We start from the raw sequence: 20,946 nt of genomic DNA on the forward strand, positions 1-20,946 counted from the left end.
CCGGCTGCCGATGAATATCGGGCCCGAGTCGCCAGGGCAAGCATATTTGCGGGTTTGACGGTGACCACCAAGACTCAGATCAACCAGGCGCTATCGAATCCCGACTTGCAGATCCACCACGGCGCGGTCGTAACCTGCGTGTTCCGGCGCGCGACCGCGGCCTGCCTGGAACCTACCGACAGCTCCGCTGAACCCTCTTGGAGTCGATGCCGATTGGGCTGCGTTAACGCCGCCCGCACCGACCGCGACGCAGTCAACCTTGGACAGCACGTCACAGCACTCGAACGCGACCTGTCAACCCTCGCACTCCCCGAACCACTGCGGCAACGAATTCAGTTCCGCCTAATCGAACACCGGACGGCCCTCGCAGAACACGAATCCAGCCGGCCGACGACAGTCCGAACTGAGGGCGAAGAAGACGAATGACTCTGATGGGCGATGCCGCGGCAGGCAACGATGAGGAACGCCAACGGGTCCGGGCCGCCATCAACCGCATCCGCGACAACAAAGCTGAGGAGAGCAACGGCGCGCGCACTGTGGTGGCCTTGGCTGACGAGTCGGGAGTGTCACGACAGCGACTCTATGAACATCACAGCGATCTGCTCAACGAGTTCAAGGTGACGGTCGGGTGCGGACCCGTCACCCCGAATGTCAAGGCGCTGCAACGACAACTGGCACAGGCCCGCGATCACAACCAAGAACTGACTACCGAGAATGCTCAACTGCGAAGCAAGATCAGGACGCTCTCAGCGGTGATCACTGAACTCACGCACGAAACCTCCGGAGCGAATGTCGTTGTTTCGATGCCACGCAAACACCCCGGGCGGTGACTGTTTGATTGTCCCCCGGCACAAGACGTTCAGGCGACACTGGACTGCGGCCGCCGTTTCACCCTGCCCTCTTGACCAATTCCCCTACATATCAGCCGGTCGCCCCGAACGCGCCCGCGGAATCTCTCCACACCCGGCCTGCGCGCTCAGCGCCATTGAGAGGACCCCCCCGAGCACATGAGATCCTGAAGGTGTCGGCGCCAACTTCTCTGCCTTACGAGCGGCGCGTCACTCCGGCCCATATTGTGTCGCTGGAAAGTGCGCGAAACCCGTCACCCAGCCACGCTATGTCGATATGGATCTCCTCGTGCACCTCGAAGTCGACGTCCTCGGCACCGGCCGCGTTCCCTCGCGAACTTCCCGCACTTCCACGGCTTCACCCTCCACCCGACCACCGCCGCGCTGCAACGCTTCCTCACTGCCCTACCCCTCGCGGGCATCGTCATCGCCGGGTCACCACGACCCAACGGACAACTCGCCCCCGCCCGAGTGCTGGCTCTGACCAAGTCCGCCATGAGCGGCGACGTAAACCGCCTGGTCGGCAGCCGGGAATGATGCCTACATCCCGGTTCGCGATGGTCACGCTGAGCTGACGGGTACGGGATTCTCAACTTGGACGACGACGGTGAATCCCCGCTTGTGCGAGTTGGGGGGCGCTCTGGGGAGCAAGGCCGCGAATCGCAACCCAGCATCGGTTTTCACCTCTTTTCCCTTGCCGCAAGGAGCCCACGGCTGCCGTCCGCTTCGCGGCGTAGCGCTCTATGAGAACGACTACAGGCTCACCGACCTCCGCAATCCCAGCGGCACTATCGTGATGCTCGCCGGCGGTCGCCTGCGACCGCTGAGACGGTGCGACGGAATCGCTGCATGAACGACGCCCAACCCCCGTCGCGGCGACGGCGGGCCAAGGTCGCCGATGACTTCGAGAACAACCGAGGCCAAAGTCAAGAGCATAAGGGCTCAGCCCGGAACGACCCGGTGTCGCGTCGGCGACGGCGACGGCGATGCGGCGCACAAATACACAGGACGGCCTCCACCAATGGGCGTCCGTTCGCTGTTGGTCGACGCGATGGCCGCTATGTCGTCCTGCACCGACTCCGGTGAGTCCAGACACCCCGGCGGACCGACGCGTAGCGTTTGGAAGTGATGTGCCACTACTGCGGGTGTCGAGAAATGCCGCTACTGCGTGACTACATCGCCGAACACGAACGTGCCATCAACTTCGGCGGCGAGGCGGTGCGGGCCATCGATCGGGGGGACCTGGCCCGGGCAGGGCACCTGCTCGCTGAGATGGCGACCGAACTGGCCGCGCACTGGCTCGGCGAGGAAACCGGGCTGTTTCGGGTGATGGCGCGCGAGGAGATGTACGCCGAGCACATCACTCCACTCGTTCGCGAGCACCGCGAGTTGGCCGAATTGCTCGCCACGGTCGACATCTCCTCAACCGACGGCCAGCAGGCCATCCGCGAGGCGGTGTCCGATCTGTATGAACACATCAGCAAGGAGGAGGACGGGCTCTTCCCCGCCTCGCTGACCGCGCTGGACGGCGACGAGTGGGACGCATCGATCGACGCATGGCATGACGCGCACCCAGGCCGACACATGATCGCCGGGTGATTGAGTGCACCACCGGCCGACCCCACGAACGTGTCGCGCAGCGTCGTTACGCGCGCGGAAGCTGCGCGAGGACCGTCAGCAGAATCACCGAGTCCTCAATGGCCGTCAACGCGTGCCGCTCGGGCGGGATCGTCACGTGATCACCCGTCGTCCCTTCCCACGCATCAGATTTCGTGTACAGGCGGACGTGGCCGTGTAGCACCTGAAGTGTCGCCTCACCCGGGCTGTCGTGCTCAGCCAGCTCCCGCCCGGCCGCCAGCGCCATGACCGTCTGCCGCAATTCGTGATCGTGACCACCGTGAATGGTGTGCGCAGCCCGGCCGCTATGTGCCGTGCGCGCCTCGGTCAGCTTCTCATGGGCCATGTCGATCAGTGAAATCGATTCCATCTCGGGATGTCTCTCCTGTTCAGCCGGACAGTAACAGTATTCCGCCGAGGGCAAGGCCTATCACCTTGACCACTTCGAGCCAAACGTACGCGTAATGCGCCCGCGAACGAGACCCCTCATCGCCCGCCAACACCGCATCGGAGCGGCGCGCCAACCGCGGTCGCACGACCAGCAGCTGGCCGACCAGCGCGACGACGACGATCACGAACACCACACCGACGCTGACGGAGGGGCGACTCAGCGACAAGGCGACCAGGATCGCGGCGGCAAGGAGCGACTCGACGGTGTTGAGCGCACGAAAGACCATGCGCCCGATGCCCAGTCCCATCTGCAGCGTTACCCCCGGAGCCCGGAACTTCAGCGGCGCCTCCAGGAACGAGATGGCCAGCACCATGCCCAGCCACACGAAAATGAGAGCGACCGCGAACGCCGACGCAAGACTCACGATGCCACCACCGACGATGCGAGGTGGGCCAGACACAGGTCCGGCTCCACGAACGGATCCAGCCGCTCAACCGTGACCGGTGCACGCCACGCCGCCAACGCGCCCTGCATGAGCCCCAGGTGGATCGGGCAGACGACCGCCGAGCGATCCTGCGCGAGTTCCAGGAACGGGCAATGACGCAGCCCGATTTGCTCCTGTCCGTGCGCTTCCCGTCGTTGCGGTGCGAACCCGAGGTCGTCGAGCAACTCGACCAGCCGAGTGATCGACTGTTGGGCGCCGGGCGCCTTTCGCGTCGGGCCGGTCACCCGCCGTGCCCACGCCCGGCCCGCCTCGAGTGCCTTGGCGCTGGCGTTGCGGTCCCCGGCGAGGGCCGACGTGAGGATCTCGGCGAGTACCCGGTAGCGTCGGGTCCCGCCGGGGTCCATCCCACGCACAGCGCGAAACATCAGCGGCGGACGTCCCGGGCGCCCGCGGTCGGGCTCGACACGTTCGACCCGGCCCTCGGTGACCAGGGTGTCCAGATGGAACCGGACCGTATTCGGATGCACGCCGAGCTCATCGGCGATCTGCGGGATCGTCAACGCGCTGGCCACACCCCTCAGAACAGCCAGCACACCTTCGCGACTCACTCTTGTGCCCTCGGCAGCCCCGCCACCAGTGGCGCGTCCACCCCGAGGGGGCCGACTTTTGCCGCACCGCCCGGTGAGCCCAGTGGGCTGTCGCGGCCGGGCAGAGATCGGGTAAAGAACGCCGCGTTGTCGGCCAGATGAGGCACCTGTTCTTCGGGGAGGTCATCCTCGTAGTAGATCGCCTCGACCGGGCACACCGGCTCACACGCGCCGCAGTCCACGCATTCGTCGGGGTGGATGTACAACGCGCGCCCGCCTTCGTAGATGCAGTCCACCGGGCACTCCTCGATGCAGGACCGATCCATCACGTCCACACATGGCTTCCCAATCACGTACGTCATGAACTACAGTTTATACGACATCACTTGTAAAAATATGGAGGGAGGTATGAATGTCGCAGCGCGACAGGGCCGACGCCGATCTGCCCCCACCGTTGACCACTCGCCACGACGCCGCGGTGCAGGGCCACTGGCTGACGGCGCGCCTCGGGAAGCGTGTGCTTCGACCGGGAGGGGCAGAACTCGCCCACGAACCCTTAGCGATAACGGATCTGGCCAACCGTGCAGACGTGGAGAAGTTGTTGCGGCGCTTCTACGGGCAAGTGTTCGCCGACGACATTCTCGCCGAGCCGTTCACCGAGTTACGGGCTAGGGGGCTCGAGTCGCATCTCGCGGTGATGTGCGACTTCTGGGATACCGTCCTGTTCCGCGCGGGGCTCTACCACGGCAACGCGATGGTCGTTCATCGGCAGCTCGATGATCGCCATCCGTTGTGCGTCAATCACTTTGTGCGCTGGCTGCAACTGTGGAACGCCACCGTCGACGAGATGTACCAAGGTCCTGTCGCGGAACGCGCGAAGATCCAAGCCGCCAGAATCGCCAAGTCCATTCACCGGCGTCTGCGAGGCGGCGACGCCAGCCAACTCGATGTGTCGTCGGTGGCCTCATCTCATTGCTCCCCGCACATGCATCCCCAGTCGGCGGTTGGTATCGAGAACGCTTCAGGGGTCATCGACAATGTCGCGATGTGGCGGTCGAAGGAGCTCAGGCCATGAGAATCGCGATCAGCGGACCCGGTGCGGCGGGCCCGTCACTCGCGCCCCGGTCGCACCGAACCGGCCACGAGCCGACATTGATCGAGCGGGGGCCGGCTTCATCAGCCTGCCGCGCGACGACCTGGCGGCCACCATCTACGCGATGATCGAGAACGATGTCGAAACGGTCTTCGGTGATTTCATCCGCGATCGATGAACGCCCCAAACTTGATCTGACACGCCGTTGTGACTGAGCCTGCCAGTTGCCGGCATTCAACGTATGGCCGTGCGCGTGGGCTTATCGCGTCCAAGTCCGGCTGGACCGCGAGTTGCCCAACTCTCCGATCCTTCGCATGACCGGGCACGAGCCAACACCGGCGGTGCGGGGTGTCCGTCCGCAATTCGTTGCCGATGTGATCAGAGGGCGTCACCAGCCGCGTCGCCGCGGGTGCGACCCCACCAATTCGTCTTTGGCTGCCACCTCGCGACTGCGGTAGACAATGTAGGGCCGAAACAGATAGCCGATCGGCGCGCTGAAGGCGTGCACCAACCGAGTGAACGGCCACAGCGCGAACAGCACCAGCCCGATCATCACATGCAGCTGGAAATACAAGGGCGCCTGCGTCATCAGGTCACCACGGGGCTGCAGGATCCAGATCGACCGGAACCACACCGACACAGTTTCGCGGTAGTTGTGTTCCTCACCGACGACGCCCGACCCGAGTGCCGTCGCGCACAGTCCCGCAACGATTGCGAGGACGAGCACGACGTACATCAGCTTGTCGTTCGCCGTCGTGGCCATGAACACCGGGCCCGTGGTGCGCCGCCGGTAGATCAGGAGCACGATGCCCGTCAGAGTCGAGATGCCGGCGATCGAGCCCAGCGTCACCGCCTGGACGTGATACGCATGCTGACTCAGCCCCACGGCGTCGGTCCACGACTGCGGGATAACCAGACCAATGAAGTGACCGAAGATGACCACCAGGATTCCGAAGTGGAACATCGGGCTGGCGATTCGCAGCAACTTCGACTCGTAGAGCTGCGACGAGCGCGTGGTCCAGCCGAATTTGTCGTAGCGGTAACGCCACCACGTGCCGACCACAACGATGGCCAGCACGACGTAGGGCACGGTGTTCCAGAAGATCTCGCCGGTGGCCACGTCACCCCCCTCCCTCGGCACGCCGCGGCGGAACGGTCAACGTGAAGGGCTGCAGTCCAACCGATTCCGTGGGCGGTCCGACCTGCGCCAGGTGTTGCGCGCGTCGCGCATCCTGCTCACCGCCGGTGGGCAACGTCGCGCATACCGCGGCGATGGTGTCGGCATAGGGCGATCCGCGTTCGGTCAGACTGTCGTGCAGCACCCCGATCGGCACCCGGTGCTCGATCAGCAACCGTCGTCCCGCCGCCGGGTCCACGGTCGCGGCGAACTCGAGCACAACGGGAAGGTGATCGGGAGCCTCGTCGGCGGGTGGGCGGACGCCGGCATCGAGATATGCCTGGGTGAACGCATGCATCTCCCGGCCGCGGTTGCGCGTGTCGCCCGCTGTCCAGTAGGTCAGGTACATCGTGGAGCGACGCCGCAGGTCGAAAGTTTCGACGTACGCGGTCGCCGCCTGCAGCGGGGGTGTCGACGTCAACGCGGTGACGGTCCGAGCCAGCAGACCGGCGGCCGGGCCCACCGCGGGTGCGCGCAGTTCGTCGACAGTGCGTAGGCGTTCGGTCAGGTGTTCATCGGGATAGGCCAGCAGCAGGGACGCGCACTGCCACACCAGACGATCCTGCAATGACACCGTGGTGCCGCGGGCACGGTTGAGCAGCCTCATCGCGGGAACATTTCCGTCGGCACTCCTCTGCCGTCCCAGTTCAGCAGGTTCACCCGGGACGGGCGCTCGGAGTTGGCGGCCATGCCTTCATCGGTCTGCCGCTGCTTGAGCGCATGGAACGTCTCCACCGCCACGGGCACCGGGCCCCCGCTGGCCTCGCCGAACGGACCCGACTCGTACATTCCGGGTCCACCGTCGAACGACAGCGCACACTCGGTCGCGGTTTCCTCGAGGTGGTGGCCCTCATCGGCGTACGCGGTGGGAATGACGTAGCGCTCTTCGTATTTCGCGATCGCCAGCAGCCGGTACATGTCGTACATCTGTTCCTCCGTCATCCCGACCGACTGCGGGATGTGCGGCTGCGTCTCGCGGCCCAGGTTGATGTCGCGCATGTACGACCGCATCGCCGCCAGGCGGCGCAGCACCGCCTCGACGGTGCCGGTGTCACCGGCGGTGAATAACCCGGCCAGGTAGGCGATCGGGATGCGCAGCGACTCCAACGCCCCGAACAGGTTGCCCAACTCCTCGCCATCATGTCCGTCGCGGCTGACCGCGTCGACCACCGGCGACAGCGGCGGGATGTACCAGACCATCGGCATGGTCCGGTACTCCGGGTGCAGCGGCAGCGCCACCCGAAAAGTGTTGATCAAGGCGTACACCGGTGATCGCTGGGCGGCCTCGATCCACTCGTCGGAGATCCCCTCGGCACGGGCGCCGGCGATGACCTCCGGGTCGGCGGGGTCGAGCAGGATCTGCCGTTGCGCCTCGTACAGATCGGCGTCGTTCTCCACCGATGCCGCCTCCAGCACCCGGTCCACGTCGTAGAGCACCAGGCCGATGTAACGCAACCGCCCCACACACGTCTCGGCACAAACAGTGGGCAGTCCGACCTCGACGCGCGGGTAGCAGAAGGTGCACTTCTCGGCTTTGCCGGTCTTGTGATTGAAATACACCTTCTTGTAAGGGCAGCCGGACACACACATCCGCCAGCCCCGGCAGCGGTCCTGGTCGACGAGGACGATGCCATCCTCGGTGCGTTTGTACATCGCCCCCGACGGACACGAGGACACACACGACGGATTCAGGCAATGCTCGCAGATGCGCGGCAGGTAGAACATGAAGGTCTGCTCGAGTTCGAGACGGACCTGCTCGCTCACCTGCTTGAGCACCGGGTCGCCCGGCACGATCTCCGGAGAGCCGCCGAGGTCGTCGTCCCAGTTCGCCGACCACGACACCTTCATCGGTTTCCCGCTGATCAGGCTTCGCGGCGGCGCCACCGGCATGTGATCGCCCAGCGGTGCGGACGTCAGGTTCTCGTAGTCGTAGGTCCACGGCTCGTAATAGTCGTCGATGCTCGGCAGCTTCGGGTTGGAGAAGATCCGCAACAGCTTGTGTATCCGGCCGCCGTCGCGCAACCGCAGCCGACCCTTACGGTCGCGGATCCAGCCGCCGCGCCAGCGCTCCTGGTCCTCGTAGGTGCGTGGATACCCCTGTCCCGGGCGGGTTTCGACGTTGTTGAACCACACGTACTCGGTGCCTGCCCGGTTGGTCCACGCCTGCTTGCAGGTCACCGAGCAGGTGTGACACCCTATGCACTTGTCGAGGTTCATCACCATCGCCATCTGCGCCATGACCTTCATCAGTACGTCACCTCCTGCGACCGGCGACGGACCACCGTCACCTCGTCGCGCTGGTTCCCGGTCGGGCCGAGATAGTTGAACGCGAACGTGTTCTGCGCATACCCGCCGGCCAGGTGGCTGGGCTTGATCAGCAGTCGGGTCAGCGAATTGTGGATACCGCCGCGGGTACCGGTGGTCTCGGTCAGCGGCACGTCGATGGTGCGTTCCTGCGCGTGATAGACGAACACCACCCCGTCGGGCATCCGGTGCGAGACGATCGCGCGGCACACCACCACCCCGTTGCGGTTGACCGCCTCGACCCAATCGTTGTCGCGCACCGAGATCTTCGCAGCGTCACTCGGGCTCATCCACATCGTCGGCCCACCGCGGGACAGCGAGAGCATGAATAAGTTGTCCTGGTACTCGGAGTGGATCGACCACTTCGAATGCGGCGTCAGGTACCTCACCGTCAGACCCACCCCGTCGGAGGGCCGGCCGTCACCCAGCGCGGGCTCACCGAACAGCCGGGACATGTCGAGCGGTGGCCGGTAGGTGGGCAGCTGCTCGCCGAGCTCCTCCAGCCAGTCGTGGTCGACGTAGAAATGCATCCGACCGGTCAGTGTGTGAAACGGCTTGAGCTCCTCGATGTTCACGGTGAACGGGGCGTAGCGGCGACCGCCGGTCTCGCTGCCGGACCACTCCGGGCTGGTGATCACCGGGACGGGGCGGGCCTGGGTGTCGGCATAGGTGATGCGGCGCTCCTCGCTGCCCTCGGCAAGGTGCACCAATCGTCGTCCCGTGCGCTTCTCCAGCTCGCGGAATCCCTCGACCGCGAGGCGGCCGTTGGAGGTTCCTGACAGCGCGAGGATGACATCGGCCATCCGCTCCGCGGTGGTGATCGCCGGGCGCCCCTCCGCCGCACCGGAATTCATGACCCCGAACTTGGCGCCCAGCTCGGCGACTTCGTTGGTCGGGTGGGTGGTGATGCCCTTGGTGGTGACGCCGAGTGTGTCGACGAGCGGGCCCAGTGCCGCCCATTTTTCTGCGATCGCTGCGTAGTCACGTTGCACGACCGCCACTGGGCCCATGGTCTTTCCCGGAACCGGTACCTCGCCGGTCACGCGCCAATCATGCTGGGTGCCACCGGGATAAGCCATGGCGCCGGGGGTGTCGTGCTGCAAGGTGCCGAGGACCACATCGGTGCGGGTGCCCAGGTGTTTGGCAGCCAGGTTGCTGAACGAGCGGGCGATCGCTCCGAATGCGTCATAGTCTGAGCGGGTTTCCCACGGTGGGTCAATGGCGGGGCTGAACGCATGCACGTAGGGATGCATGTCGGTACTGGATAGGTCGGCCTTCTCGTACCAGGTCGCCGCGGGTAGCACCACATCCGAGAGCAGCGTTGTCGAGGTCATCCGGAAATCGATCGACATCAGCAGGTCGAGCTTGCCCTCCGGAATATGGTCGGTCCACGTGACGTCGTTGGGCCGCAACGCCTCCGAGGTGGGCTGGGCTTGCAGGTTCGAGATGGTGCCCAGCAGGTGGCGCAGGAAGTATTCGTTGCCCTTGCTCGACGAGCCGAGCAGATTCGCCCGCCACACGCTGAGAATGCGCGGCCAGTTCGCCGGATTGTCGGGGTCGGTGACGGCCAGCTTCAAGCCGCCGGAGCCAAGTTGTTCAGCCACATAGGCCGGGATGTCTTTGCCGGCGGCGCGTGCCTCGTCGGCGACAGCGAGGCTGGACCGGTCGAACTGCGGGAAGAACGGGCTCCAGCCCATCGCCACCGCGGAAGTCAGCACGTCCATGGTGTGCTTGTCGCGGAACCGGCCCCGGCCCAGCGGGCTGGCCAGCGCGTCGGCCCGGTAGCCGTCGTAGCGCCACTGGTCGGTGTGGGCATACCAGTACGAGGTGCCGGCCATCTGGCGCGGTGGCCGCGACCAGTCGGTGGCCATCGCCATCGTCGCCCATCCGGTGACCGGTCGGCATTTCTCCTGGCCGACGTAATGCGCCCAGCCGCCGCCGTTTCGGCCCATCGACCCGGTGAGCAGCAGCAGAGCCAGCACGGCGCGGTAGGTGGCGTCGCCGTGGAACCACTGGCAGATACCGGCACCCATGATGATCATCGACCGGCCACCGGACTCCTCGGCGTTGCGGGCGAACTCCTTGGCGATACGGATCGCCTGCGCCGCAGACACTCCGGTGATTGGCTCTTGCCATGCGGGGGTGTAGGGCTGGTCGGGATCCTCGTAGCCGGTCGGCCAGTCGCCGGGCAATCCGGGCCGGGACACTCCGTATTGGGCCAGCATCAGGTCGAACACTGTGCACACCAGGTGCTCGCCCACCCGGCGTACCGGCACCCCTCGCGCAAGAGTCTCGCCATGCCCGTCGACGGTGTCGAAATGCGGCAGCTGGATCAGCGCGGTCTCGGCGTGTTCTCTGTGCTGCGGCGCGACCGTCAGCGCCGGCGCCAGGTCGCCCAGGTCGAGGTTCCACTTGCCGATGCCGTCGTCGCCGTAGCGGAATCCCAGCGACCCGTGCGGCACGGCGATCTCGTCGGTGGCTCCGTTGAGCAGCACCGGCTTGAACGCCGCGTTCTCCACGTCCTGTCCCAGATCGGCTGCCGTGAGGTTCTTGCCGGCCACGAGGGCGCCGTCACGCTCCTCCAGCTTGACCAGGAACGGTAAGTCGGTGTAGCGGCGGACATAGTCGACGAAGAACGGGACACGCTGGTGGACAAAGCACTCCGAGAGGATCACGTGGCCCATCGCCATCGCCAACGCGCCGTCGGTGCCCGCCGCGCACGGCATCCACTCGTCGGCGAACTTGGTGTTGTCGGCATAGTCGGGGCTAACGGTGACCACCTTGGTGCCCCGATAGCGCACCTCAGCCATCCAGTGCGCGTCCGGCGTCCGGGTCACGGGAACGTTGGAGCCCCACATCATCAGATACGACGCGTCCCACCAATCGCCGGACTCCGGCACGTCGGTCTGATCGCCGAACACCTGCGGCGAGGCGACTGGCAGGTCGGCGTACCAGTCGTAGAACGACGTCATCGCCCCGCCGATCAGTTCGACGAACCGGGACCCCGCGGCGTGGCTGACCATCGACATGGCGGGAATGGGCGAGAAGCCCGCGATCCGGTCCGGCCCGTACTCCTTGATGGTGTGCACATGCGCGGCGGCGATCATCTCCGTCGCCTCGGCCCACGTCACCCGCACCAGTCCGCCCTTCCCACGGGCCTGCTGGTACCGGCGGCGCCGCCCGGCGTCGGCCTGGATGTCGGCCCACGCCAGCACCGGGTCGCCCAGGCGGGCCTTGGCTTCGCGATACATCTCCACCAGCACCCCGCGCGCATAGGGGTATCGCACCCTCGTGGGCGAATAGGTGTACCAGGAGAATGCCGCACCGCGCGGGCAGCCGCGGGGCTCGTACTCGGGCCGGTCCGGGCCGACCGAGGGATAGTCGGTCTCCTGGGTCTCCCAGGTGATGATGCCATCCTTGACGTAGATCTTCCACGAACACGACCCCGTGCAATTGACCCCATGGGTGGAGCGCACCACCTTGTCATGACTCCACCGGTCCCGGTAGAACACGTCGCCTTGGCGACCGCCACGCCGGGTGACGGTACGCAAGTCTTCCGAGAACTCGCCGGGGGTGAAAAACCGGCCGCTACGTTCGAGCAGTTCCTCGATCGGCCCGCCGGTGCGCGGTGACGCCGTCACATCGTCGCCCCCTTCGTCTGAGTTGCCGGTTCGTGTGCGTGCAGCCGAAACGCGGTGTAGCCGAGAGCGACCAGCGCAGTGGCCACCAGAAGAAGCAGCCCGACCGTGTAGTTGTTGCCCGCGGGGTCGTACGTCGCGCCCATCACCAGCGGCGGGAAGTAGCCGCCCAGCCCGCCCGCCGCGGCGACGATTCCGGTGATCGACCCCACGGACTGGGCCGGTGCTCGGCGGGCCACCCACGCGAACACACCGCCGGTGCCAATGCCCAGGAAGATCGCCAGCGTGATGAATGTCGCCGCCGACCACACGTCCGGTGGTGGCTGGAACACGGCGACGAACGCCATCACCGCCGTACCCGCGAACGACGCCAACACGACGTACTTGGGTGCGATCCGGTCGGCCAGCGCGCCGCCGACAGGCCGGGCCAATACGGCGGCCAGTGCGAAACCGGCGGTGCGCGCGCCCGCATCGATCGCGGAGAACCCGTAGATCGTCTTGATGTAGGTGGGCAGGTAGTTGGCGAACGCCACGAATCCCCCGAACACCACCGCGTACAGGAACGCCATCTCCCAGGTGACCGGCAGTTTTGCGGCAGCAATCAGCTTCGGCACCACTGGCCCGGTGTTCGGACTGAAACTGGGAGAGTTTCGCATCACGAAGACGCACGCCACCGCAGTGAGCGCGAGCGCAACCGCGATGATGACGTGAGTAGTAAAGAGGCCGAACCAGCGCACGAACCGCGGCGTGAAGAACGCAGACAACGCAGTGCCCACCATTCCCATGCCGAACACGCCTGTCGCAAAGCCGCGCCGCGACGCCTCGAACCAGCTATTCGCGAACGGGATACCGACCGCGAAGATCGTTCCGGCGATGCCCAGGAAGAAACCACACACTAGCAACAGCGGATAGGACCCAGCCGTGCCTGCCGCCCCAACCGCCAACACCGGCACGATCGATGCAACGGACACGGCGATGAACATCGCCCGCCCACCGAACCGGTCGGTAAGCGACCCGATTACGATCCGGCCTAAGGACCCGACCAAAATCGGCGTCGCGACCAGCATGGAGGCCTCGGTACTGCTCAACGACAGGTCGCCGGCATAGGTGGTGGACAGCGGACCGATCGTGTTCCACGCCCAGAAGTTGATCGCCGAGACCCACGTGGCCAGCGCAAGGTTCACATTTCTGCTGGCGCCAGCGTGCGGCGTGCTCGCCGTGTTCACATCCACCAGACAACCACTGGGAGATCAAGATATGAGCACTTCGACCAAAAAAGTTGTGGCCCAGCAGTACACGCGTGGGCAGTTGAACTGACAGGCTCGCATCTCATCCAAGTTCCATACGCCGGTGGCGTCGTGTCCCTCTGAGCGCCCTTCGCCATCGCCGGTCTCCGCTCATCGCTCACATTGCCTTACCTGGACGATTCGCCTGGTGAGCACACCCCCGAGATGACCTCGCCCACCGATACTCGATGGAAATGTCGGCCATCACGGATGCAGACCCCTACCCGCACACGGAGGGGTGCCCGGTATGGAGCCAAGGAAAACCCTAAAAAAGAATGAGGTCAGCAGACCCCCGGAATCGACGTACTTCGGTGTCGCCTAGAGCCGATGGCACCGTGCCCACCGCGCCATCCGGATGCAGGCTTGGTGTTTAGAGGTCGGTGAGTGGGGCGGTGAAGCGTACATGGGTACCGCCTTGCTCCGGTGTGGTGAAGTGGCAGGTGCCGCAGAGTTTTTCAGCGCGGCGGGCCATGTTGGCCAGCCCGCTGCGGCGCTGGTTGTTGGCGGGGATGCCTCGGCCGTTGTCGATGACGTCGATGGCCAGTTCATCGGCGACAGCCACGTGGACGGCCAGCCGGGTGGCTCGGGAGTGGCGCACGGTGTTGCTGATGGCTTCGGTGAGGATCGCCGCGGCGTGCTGGGCTAACTCGGCGCCGATGACGCTCATCGGTCCCGACAGTGTCACCGTGGTCCTGATGTCGCGGTCGTCGGTCAACTCGGCGATCGCGGTGTGGACGCGTTGACGGAAATCCTCCCCAGTCCATGCTGCGGAGTTCAGCCGGAAAATGGTGTTGCGGATGTCCTCGATAGTCGATTGGAGTTCATCGACGGTGCGGGTCAGTCGGTCAACGATGGGCGGTGAGTGGGTCCGTGCGATGGTGCCTTGCAGATCCAGTCCGGCGGCGAAGAGTTTCTGGATGACGTGATCGTGCAGGTCGTGGGCGATGCGTTCTCGATCGGCGAGCACGGTGCGTTCGCGTTCGTGGTCGCGTCTGGCGGCCAGGCTCAACGCCAGGGCAGCATGGCCGGCGAAGTCGGCCGCCAAGTCCAGGTAACGGGTGTCCAACGGCGACTGGTGAGGGCTCCGGGCCGCCGCGATCACCCCCCAAGCCATCGTGCCCGCGCGCAGGGGCATCACGATCGCGGGGCGCTGCCCGAGGTCGGTGAACCCGGCGATCGGGTGCCGGAATACGTCGGTGATCAGCGGGGTCCCGGTGCGAAACACCGTGCCGATGGTCGAGCCGTCCACCACCACCTGCTGGCCGTGCACGTCGTCGGCGTGGACCCCCACCGCGGCCGCGACAGTCAGGGTGTCGAGGTGATCGGCCGGCAGCTCAGGGTCGGCAGACAGCAGCACGATGGCCTGCTCAGCGTCGGTCAGCGCGCAGACGCGGTCGGCGATCAGCGACAGCGCGGCCTTACCGGAGTCGCCGCCCGCGAGGACCTCGGTGATGATCTCGCGGCTGGCCGCGGTCCACCGCGCGGAGGTGGACACCTGATGGAACAGTTGGGCGTTGTCGATGGCCACCGCCGCCACCGAGGCCAACGCCCGCACGGCGTTCTCATGGGACTCGTTGAACACTTGGCCGGGCCGATCATCGCCGAGGTACAGACTGCCGAACACCACCTCGCGGATGATGATCGGCACCCCCAGGAATGCGCGCATCGGAGGATGATGCTCGGGAAACCCCACCGCTGCGGGGTGGGCGGTCAAATCACCCAGCCCCACGATGTCGGTCTGATTCAACAGCACGCCCAACAGACCCTTACCGGCCGGCAGATCACCCAACCGCGCCACCGTGTCGGCGTCCATACCGGCGTGCACGAACGACATCAATCGGCCGTCCGCGTCACGCACCCCGAGCGCGCCATACTGGGCGCCGGTCAACTGCCTGGCTGCGGTGACGATACGGACCAGCGTGGCATCCAGATCAAGATCGGCGCCGATTTCGATGGTGAGGGCCAGCAACTGCTCCATCTGGTCACGCGACGCCAGCAGCTCATCGAGCTGTTCATGCATCCGGCCCACCAGCCCGCCCTGGATCAGCCGAGAAAACACCGACCCGTTCGCCGGGCATCCCCCAACACCTTTCGCGACTCAACTCTTTGGCACACCGTAGATGCGATCCTACGCCGCTGGTCCCGCGTGTCGGCAGCGTCGTCACCAGCCAGCCACTGCACCCATCAACTCAACTCATGGTGTCTGATCAACCCACGGTTTTGGTGACGCGGCCTCACTGGGCGGCGACCTCCTCGGGGTCGGATGTGGGCGAAAATGGTCTGGACCGCCGCCGTCAGCGCCGGGGCGTGTTTAGCTGAGACCGCGGTGTGCAGTTTGCGCATGAAGTGCGCCCGGCGCCTACCCTTGCCCGAATGAGCTGGTGAACTGTTGTGCCAGAGCAGCTCTCAAACCGCTGTGGGCGTCGCGATGACCACATACACCCCAGACAGTCCCCGTGCTTTCAACGACGCGACGAACTCCCGCCAGAACTCGTAGGACTCAAGGTTGCCCACGGCGGGACCAGCGCTTCAGGGGCGCCGTCGATGGACACCCCGGCAGCCGAACCTGCTGCAGAGACTGCGCAGCATCGTTTCCCTTCCAGCCGTTGGCGTCGCACCGACAAAGCGCGACTGCTGACGGAGGGCTTGCTTGTCGTCGGCGACGCGGTGTGCAGCTTCAACCCAATCTATGTGCAGGTATGACGGCGTGGCCGCGCTGGAAAGCTTGGCCGCTGAGAAACTCCCTGTCCTGGGGCGCAGTCGATCTCCGCGACAGTGTCTTAGCTAAGTTAGCTAACTCCGGAGCCAATCGGCCAGGCTTGGCAGCCGGCTGCAGGCGGTGACCCCTAGCTGCCCGATCACCAAACTCACGCACGAAACCTCCGGATCCAACGCCGTTGCGTCGATGCCACGCAAACACACGGGGCGGTGAAGCGACGAAGAACGGCTGCTCACTACAGCCACGTCCCACGACATGGTGATATCGCTGTTGATCCGGCCCGGTAGCCACGCCATCGATGGCACCGCCATCGCCGTGCTGTGGCCACCAGACCGTGTCGGACACGAAGCGTCGGGCGCCGTCAATGACTGCGTCACGGTCGGCCAGGCGCGCAGCCCCGACCAAGACGTCGAGTTCGCAGTCCTGGTGTTGGAGGAGATGGCCGTGCGCGCCCTCTCGCCGGGCACGAATGACCCCTACACCGCCGTCAACGCCCTCGACGACCTGGCGGCCGGCCTGGCACGGCTCGCGAGCCGATCCTCGCCATCCCCGTACCGCTACGGCGACAACGGCCAGCTGCGCGTGGTGGCACCCCGCGTGGTGCTCACCGACCTGCTGGACAGGCTGTTCGACGCCATGCGCGTCTACGCCGTCGCCCACCCCACGGTGCTCCGACGGACGCTCGAACTCGCCGAGCAGGTCGGTGCCGCCAGCTTGCAGCCCGCAGTCCTGGCCCGACTCAGCGCCCACATCGGGCGCGTCATCGAGGCGTTCGAACGTAGCGCGCCCCAGACCTGCGATCTCGTCGAGCTACGTCGTCAAGCCGACGACGCGCCACACAGTTTGTCCTCGCTCAACGAAGCCGGGCGGTGACCCACGAACCCTCCATACCCCGCTTCCGCGGGGCGATGACCGAAGCTCACGAAACCGCCTCTGACGTTAATCGCAAGGCGTACAACATGTTTCAGCAGTTTGAGAACATCTCAGCAGAAGATTCGATCAATTACATCCAGTCCTCAGCGTCCGCACAGGGGCTAGTGGTGCAGTAGTTGTGGTACGCGGGTTGCCCGCTTTGGTGAAAACGAGGTCAACGTGATGTGACCCCGATGCCCCATGTCAATCCGCGCAGTGCATGAACACCCACTGCAGCTGGATGCGCGCACAGCATTGCACCCTACGAAAGTGCGGCGCGCTGGTGGATTTCGCCGGCGCGACTCACGATCGATGGGATCGCTACTCAAGCAGTGAGGCAATCGCCGGTTAGGTAACTGAACGACGGGACCACGAGAGACTCGAAAGGAGCAGGTAATGGTTGAACAAGTAACGCAGGCGGCTTCGACGGTGCCACCGCAGGAGCCCCCACGGCAGATTGTCAGCAATTTCACCCAGTACCGCGATGCCGAACACGCGGTCGACCGACTCGCCAGTCAGCAGTTCGATATTGAACGAATCGCCATCATCGGATCAGAGCTACAAGTTGTCGAAGAGGTCAAAGGCCGGCTGAACTACGGCGTGGCCGCCGCGCGAGGCGCGGCCGCCGGCGCGCTAGCGGGCGCCTTGATCGGCTGGGTTCTAGGTCTGTTCGACCTGCTCCAACCCATCATCACCGGGCTCGTCTTGGCCCTGTACGGAGTCGTGTTCGGCGCCGCGGTGGGCGCCGCGGTGGGTCTTATGCTTCATGCGTTGCGGGGCGGTCGCCGCGCCTTCCAAGCCTCCAGCGCGCTGCGGCCCCGGCACTATGACGTCGTTGCGGATGCGGCCGTGGTCGAACGTGCCCGCCAGTTGCTCGACGCGCACGACACTCCGCCTCTTCAGCGAGAAGCTGGATGACGTCGGAAACGCATACCAGGCGCGCCGGAATCCCGGTGGTGGTCGCGGTGGTGACGCTCGTGTTGTCCGCGTGCGCCAATCCGCCGGATCAGGCGAGCGACCCGTCGACCACGAGCGCAACCGCTACGACCACTGCGGTGGCCGAGGAGTCGTCGGCTGCGCCGGGCTTTGTCGAGGTGGTCGAACGGGTCAGCCCCAGTGTCGTTACCGTGCTGACCGACGGCGGTCAGGGCAGTGGTGTGGTGTTGCGGCCCGACGTCGTCGTCACCAACGCCCACGTGGTCGGTCAACAACGCAAGGTGTCGATCGTCCTCGCCGACGGCACACGATCGCCCGGGGAGGTGCTCGGCACCGACGAGGTGACCAATGTCGCGGTGGTGCGCACCGAGCGTGGTGATCTACCGGTAGCGGAGTTCCGCGAGGATCTCCCGCGCCCAGGCGAACGGGTTCTGGCCATCGGCAGCCCGTTGGGCTTTCAGAATTCGGTGAGCGCCGGCATCATTTCCGGTCTGCACCGCGATGTCCCGGGCTCGGCCGCGCAGACGTACTCACTCGTTGACCTCATTCAAACCGACGCATCGATTTCACCGGGCAACTCCGGCGGTGCGCTGCTGGATACGCAGGGGCGGGTGGTCGGCATCAACGAGGCCTACATCCCGCCCGCGGCCGGAGCGGTATCCATCGGGTTCGCGATACCCACCGCCACCGTGCTGGACGTGGCCGAGCAACTGTTGGCCGATGGCACGGCCACCCATCCTTACTTGGGTGTTTCTGCTGGACGGCTCACCGACCCGATACGACAGCGACTCGACGTTCAGGTCGATCGGGGTGCGGTCGCACTCTTGGTCGACGACGGCGCACCGGCCGCCCGCGCGGGGGTCAAGTCGGGCGATGTCATCGTGGAAATGGCCGGTCAGTCGGTCGGCAGCGTCGAGGACCTGTTGAGCGCGTTACGCCAGACACGACCCGGGCAGCAGGTTGCCCTGGTTTTCGTTCGCGGTGATCAGCGCCAGCAAGTAGAAGTCACGATCGGATCCCGGCCCACCTGACTGCGGATGGCTGACCGGGATGGGACTACCGACGCTCAGCGCACCATAACGTCAACGAACGTTAGGAGGATTTGGCTGTGCAGGCACTCACGGTGACGCCCCGCCGTCCGGGCACGGTTGCGGTGTCCCAGCTTCCCGAGCCCGTCGGCGCCGACGACGAGCTGCTGGTCGAGGTGCATGGCAATTGGGTTGTGCGGCAACGAGAGTGAGATCGCCGCGGGACCACCCGGGGAGCCCTGACATGTCCACCCAATGAAAATGGAGGCACATCGTGTTCACCAAACTCGCCGACACGGTCGCCAACGGTGGCGCGTGCCTACTGCGATTCCGCCCGCTCGTGCGCGCTCCGGTCTGGATATACAAGGCCCGCGCCGGGGCACTACTGGGCTCACGGATACTGATGCTCGAACACATCGGTCGCAAATCCGGTGCACCCCGCTATGTCGTGCTGGAGGCCTTCGACCATCCCACGCCCGATACCTACGTCGTCCCTTCCGGTTTCGGCGAGAAAGCGCAATGGTTCCGCAACGTCAAGGCCAACCCGCGGGTGCGGGTCTACATTCGCAGCCACGCGCCGGTCCCTGCCACCGCACGGGTCCTCGAACAGCACGAAGCAGACCGCGCGCTCGCCGCGTACATCCGTCGACATCCGCGCGCGTGGGCACGGTTCAAGTCCGTGATCGAGGCAACCCTCGGCAGCAGAATCAGTGACACCAACACCGCGCTGCCGTTAGTCGAGTTGCGCCTCGAACCGGCGAGGCGGAAATGACGACGCACCAAAAATCTACCGAACTCTCCCCGACTTCAGCGCCAGGTGTGTCGTCGGCGTCGCAGTGGGCTGCGTGGTGGATTGCTCTATCGGCGGGAGTTCGTCCTAGAGGCTCACCCGCAGCCCGAGACGACGGTGGCCGCCAAAGCGCCATCGCGTTGACCAGTAACCGTCAGGTCGGTTCGCGCGTTCTGAGGTCAAGATGGAGGAAGAACATCCGGCTCGAATAGGAAGGAATGATGACCACATATCTGAACGGCTCGGAATCGGTGGACAATGTTGCCCAACGGCTGATGGCAGAATTCGACGGGATCCTGCCAAAGCGGCAGGTGGCCGGCACCGTGCTGCAGGCGGTCGCCGACCTTGACGGGCAGGTGCCACCTGGCGCCTTACCCCAGATGCTGCACCAGCTCGCTCAGCAGCGGCTGTACAGCTCGATCCCAGAGGTGTGGCCCATATCAGCCACCCCGGCTGACCGGCGCTGATCTCATCCCCTCGACCATTCGGGCTGGCGACCACTCGCAATCGCTACCAGGGTGGTGTTCGGGTGCGCTGCGCACTGGGCCACGCGCGGTCGACGCGATTTCTCCACCGTGCAGACCCTCGAAGCCCAGCGCTACGACGTCTACGTCGCCGCCGAGCATGCCGTCAAGGCAGCCGCTGCCTGAAATCCGCAACTACCGACCAACAACCCTCACATGGGCTTTACAACTAGGAACGATTGGCGCCGACATGTTCGACGGTCGGAAGTCGAGACAGGCAGTTGAGGAATCCGATAAGTAACTCAGGGCCGCACAGCCGCCAATGCTGAATGCGTGGCGATTCGTGACACTGAGCGGCGCTCTCGTGGTGTTCGAACAATGACCTCGTCAGCGGTTCCGAGCGCCGATGACCACCCGGCATGGCCTTCACGCTTACCGCACGGCCACTTCCCGGTTGCGCCAGTCAAGCCGCGATGACGACGATCGATGTCGACACCTGTCGAATGGGCGAGTGAACGCCGGGACCGTGGCGCCGCAATGCGACACCACAGCAGGAGGCTGGCACGTTGGTGTGCGGGTTCACGCAGAGCCGACCGACGGTCGCGTGGAGTACCGATGCCGACCTGATGCTCAGCGAGGTGCAGTCAGGCCCGCAGGGGCCGAACATGGTCCAGCTGTACAACTGGTGGGCGTCGCACTCCTGAGTCCCCG

The 20,946-nt window shown here is 65.4% G+C and carries 20 protein-coding genes and 4 pseudogenes; 13 read left to right on the forward strand and 11 right to left on the reverse strand.

Annotated elements, in window-relative coordinates:
- Positions 1–60 precede the first annotated feature (60 nt).
- The 3 genes from ABDC78_RS20105 (at position 61) to ABDC78_RS20115 (ending at position 2,447) form a co-directional block, all read left to right on the forward strand.
- Positions 61–426 carry a hypothetical protein gene (locus tag ABDC78_RS20105; RefSeq protein ID WP_256736422.1) on the forward strand — a complete coding sequence of 122 codons (366 nt, stop codon included), beginning with the start codon at positions 61–63 and terminating at the stop codon, positions 424–426.
- Between the two features lie 5 nt (positions 427–431).
- Positions 432–830 carry a hypothetical protein gene (locus ABDC78_RS20110; RefSeq protein WP_256736423.1) on the forward strand — a complete coding sequence of 133 codons (399 nt, stop codon included), beginning with the start codon at positions 432–434 and terminating at the stop codon, positions 828–830.
- Between the two features lie 1,173 nt (positions 831–2,003).
- Complete coding sequence (locus ABDC78_RS20115) at positions 2,004–2,447, forward strand: hemerythrin domain-containing protein (protein WP_256736424.1); 444 nt, start codon at positions 2,004–2,006, stop codon at positions 2,445–2,447.
- 46 nt (positions 2,448–2,493) lie between these two features.
- Here the strand turns inward: ABDC78_RS20115 and ABDC78_RS20120 are convergent, their stop codons facing one another.
- Genes ABDC78_RS20120 through fdxA form a run of 4 tightly spaced genes read right to left on the reverse strand, consistent with a single transcriptional unit; the run spans position 2,494 to position 4,250 of the window.
- Complete coding sequence (locus ABDC78_RS20120) at positions 2,494–2,835, reverse strand: cupin domain-containing protein (protein WP_178361629.1); 342 nt, start codon at positions 2,833–2,835, stop codon at positions 2,494–2,496.
- Positions 2,836–2,854: 19 nt separating this feature from the next.
- Positions 2,855–3,280: a hypothetical protein gene (locus ABDC78_RS20125; RefSeq protein ID WP_178361630.1), complete on the reverse strand. Its 426-nt coding sequence runs from the start codon at positions 3,278–3,280 to the stop codon at positions 2,855–2,857.
- Positions 3,277–3,909, reverse strand: a complete 633-nt coding sequence (locus tag ABDC78_RS20130; RefSeq protein WP_178361631.1) for a helix-turn-helix domain-containing protein — start codon at positions 3,907–3,909, stop codon at positions 3,277–3,279. Before ABDC78_RS20130 ends, ABDC78_RS20125 begins: the two co-directional genes overlap by 4 nt.
- The gene (fdxA, locus tag ABDC78_RS20135) at positions 3,906–4,250 is read right to left on the reverse strand and encodes a ferredoxin (protein ID WP_178361632.1); all 345 of its coding nucleotides are present in this window, start codon (positions 4,248–4,250) and stop codon (positions 3,906–3,908) included. The genes ABDC78_RS20130 and fdxA overlap by 4 nt, the downstream gene beginning before the upstream one ends.
- A 200-nt stretch (positions 4,251–4,450) precedes the next feature.
- Here fdxA and ABDC78_RS20140 point away from each other — a divergent pair.
- A pseudogene (locus ABDC78_RS20140) lies at positions 4,451–4,837 on the forward strand (group III truncated hemoglobin); the annotation flags it as partial.
- A 122-nt stretch (positions 4,838–4,959) separates the two neighbouring features.
- A pseudogene (locus ABDC78_RS20145) lies at positions 4,960–5,147 on the forward strand (hypothetical protein); the annotation flags it as partial.
- A 222-nt stretch (positions 5,148–5,369) separates the two neighbouring features.
- On the opposite strand, the pseudogene narI reads toward ABDC78_RS20145, so the two are convergent.
- The 7 genes and pseudogenes from narI to ABDC78_RS20180 form a co-directional block, all read right to left on the reverse strand.
- Positions 5,370–6,107, reverse strand: a pseudogene (gene narI, locus ABDC78_RS20150) (respiratory nitrate reductase subunit gamma); the annotation flags it as partial.
- A complete protein-coding gene (gene narJ / locus ABDC78_RS20155; RefSeq protein WP_178361634.1) occupies positions 6,103–6,765 on the reverse strand; it encodes a nitrate reductase molybdenum cofactor assembly chaperone in 663 nt (220 codons plus the stop codon). The gene narJ and the pseudogene narI, both read right to left, overlap by 5 nt.
- Complete coding sequence (narH, locus tag ABDC78_RS20160) at positions 6,762–8,405, reverse strand: nitrate reductase subunit beta (protein ID WP_178361635.1); 1,644 nt, start codon at positions 8,403–8,405, stop codon at positions 6,762–6,764. The genes narJ and narH overlap by 4 nt, the downstream gene beginning before the upstream one ends.
- Positions 8,405–12,103 carry a nitrate reductase subunit alpha gene (locus ABDC78_RS20165; RefSeq protein ID WP_178361636.1) on the reverse strand — a complete coding sequence of 1,233 codons (3,699 nt, stop codon included), beginning with the start codon at positions 12,101–12,103 and terminating at the stop codon, positions 8,405–8,407. Before ABDC78_RS20165 ends, narH begins: the two co-directional genes overlap by 1 nt.
- Positions 12,100–13,284 carry a nitrate/nitrite transporter gene (locus ABDC78_RS20170; protein ID WP_347133527.1) on the reverse strand — a complete coding sequence of 395 codons (1,185 nt, stop codon included), beginning with the start codon at positions 13,282–13,284 and terminating at the stop codon, positions 12,100–12,102. The genes ABDC78_RS20165 and ABDC78_RS20170 overlap by 4 nt, the downstream gene beginning before the upstream one ends.
- A 472-nt stretch (positions 13,285–13,756) precedes the next feature.
- Positions 13,757–15,406, reverse strand: a complete 1,650-nt coding sequence (locus tag ABDC78_RS20175; protein WP_178361637.1) for a GAF domain-containing protein — start codon at positions 15,404–15,406, stop codon at positions 13,757–13,759.
- 217 nt (positions 15,407–15,623) lie between these two features.
- Positions 15,624–15,909: pseudogene (locus ABDC78_RS20180) on the reverse strand (transposase); the annotation flags it as partial.
- A gap of 451 nt (positions 15,910–16,360) precedes the next feature.
- Here ABDC78_RS20180 and ABDC78_RS20185 point away from each other — a divergent pair.
- The 8 genes from ABDC78_RS20185 to ABDC78_RS20220 all read left to right on the forward strand — a co-directional run bounded on the left by ABDC78_RS20185 (position 16,361) and on the right by ABDC78_RS20220 (position 20,939).
- A complete protein-coding gene (locus tag ABDC78_RS20185; RefSeq protein WP_178361638.1) occupies positions 16,361–16,978 on the forward strand; it encodes a DUF2254 family protein in 618 nt (205 codons plus the stop codon).
- Between the two features lie 435 nt (positions 16,979–17,413).
- Positions 17,414–17,935 carry a general stress protein gene (locus ABDC78_RS20190; protein WP_178361639.1) on the forward strand — a complete coding sequence of 174 codons (522 nt, stop codon included), beginning with the start codon at positions 17,414–17,416 and terminating at the stop codon, positions 17,933–17,935.
- Positions 17,932–18,984 carry a trypsin-like peptidase domain-containing protein gene (locus tag ABDC78_RS20195; protein WP_178361640.1) on the forward strand — a complete coding sequence of 351 codons (1,053 nt, stop codon included), beginning with the start codon at positions 17,932–17,934 and terminating at the stop codon, positions 18,982–18,984. Before ABDC78_RS20190 ends, ABDC78_RS20195 begins: the two co-directional genes overlap by 4 nt.
- Before the next feature lie 77 nt (positions 18,985–19,061).
- Complete coding sequence (locus ABDC78_RS20200) at positions 19,062–19,193, forward strand: hypothetical protein (protein WP_256736425.1); 132 nt, start codon at positions 19,062–19,064, stop codon at positions 19,191–19,193.
- 128 nt (positions 19,194–19,321) lie between these two features.
- The gene (locus tag ABDC78_RS20205) at positions 19,322–19,753 is read left to right on the forward strand and encodes a nitroreductase family deazaflavin-dependent oxidoreductase (protein ID WP_178361944.1); all 432 of its coding nucleotides are present in this window, start codon (positions 19,322–19,324) and stop codon (positions 19,751–19,753) included.
- Positions 19,754–19,992: 239 nt separating this feature from the next.
- Positions 19,993–20,238 (forward strand): hypothetical protein, encoded by a 246-nt coding sequence (locus tag ABDC78_RS20210; RefSeq protein WP_256736426.1) that lies wholly within the window; start codon positions 19,993–19,995, stop codon positions 20,236–20,238.
- 54 nt (positions 20,239–20,292) lie between these two features.
- Complete coding sequence (locus tag ABDC78_RS20215; RefSeq protein WP_256736427.1) at positions 20,293–20,421, forward strand: hypothetical protein; 129 nt, start codon at positions 20,293–20,295, stop codon at positions 20,419–20,421.
- A 383-nt stretch (positions 20,422–20,804) separates the two neighbouring features.
- A complete protein-coding gene (locus ABDC78_RS20220; RefSeq protein ID WP_256736428.1) occupies positions 20,805–20,939 on the forward strand; it encodes a hypothetical protein in 135 nt (44 codons plus the stop codon).
- Positions 20,940–20,946: the final 7 nt, after the last annotated feature.

This window comes from Mycobacterium sp. DL (assembly GCF_039729195.1).
GTDB lineage: Bacteria > Actinomycetota > Actinomycetes > Mycobacteriales > Mycobacteriaceae > Mycobacterium > Mycobacterium hippocampi_A.

Excerpts from the sequence above, each read along its gene's own strand:
- ABDC78_RS20110 (WP_256736423.1), top strand. The coding sequence starts at position 432 with ATGGGCGATGCCGCGGCAGGCAACGATGAGGAACGCCAACGGGTCCGG.
- ABDC78_RS20115 (WP_256736424.1), top strand. The coding sequence starts at position 2,004 with ATGCCGCTACTGCGTGACTACATCGCCGAACACGAACGTGCCATCAAC.
- ABDC78_RS20120 (WP_178361629.1), bottom strand. The coding sequence starts at position 2,835 with ATGGAATCGATTTCACTGATCGACATGGCCCATGAGAAGCTGACCGAG.
- fdxA (WP_178361632.1), bottom strand. The coding sequence starts at position 4,250 with ATGACGTACGTGATTGGGAAGCCATGTGTGGACGTGATGGATCGGTCC.
- narJ (WP_178361634.1), bottom strand. The coding sequence starts at position 6,765 with ATGAGGCTGCTCAACCGTGCCCGCGGCACCACGGTGTCATTGCAGGAT.
- narH (WP_178361635.1), bottom strand. The coding sequence starts at position 8,405 with ATGAAGGTCATGGCGCAGATGGCGATGGTGATGAACCTCGACAAGTGC.
- ABDC78_RS20175 (WP_178361637.1), bottom strand. The coding sequence starts at position 15,406 with ATGCATGAACAGCTCGATGAGCTGCTGGCGTCGCGTGACCAGATGGAG.
- ABDC78_RS20185 (WP_178361638.1), top strand. The coding sequence starts at position 16,361 with ATGGTGATATCGCTGTTGATCCGGCCCGGTAGCCACGCCATCGATGGC.
- ABDC78_RS20190 (WP_178361639.1), top strand. The coding sequence starts at position 17,414 with ATGGTTGAACAAGTAACGCAGGCGGCTTCGACGGTGCCACCGCAGGAG.
- ABDC78_RS20195 (WP_178361640.1), top strand. The coding sequence starts at position 17,932 with ATGACGTCGGAAACGCATACCAGGCGCGCCGGAATCCCGGTGGTGGTC.
- ABDC78_RS20210 (WP_256736426.1), top strand. The coding sequence starts at position 19,993 with ATGACCACATATCTGAACGGCTCGGAATCGGTGGACAATGTTGCCCAA.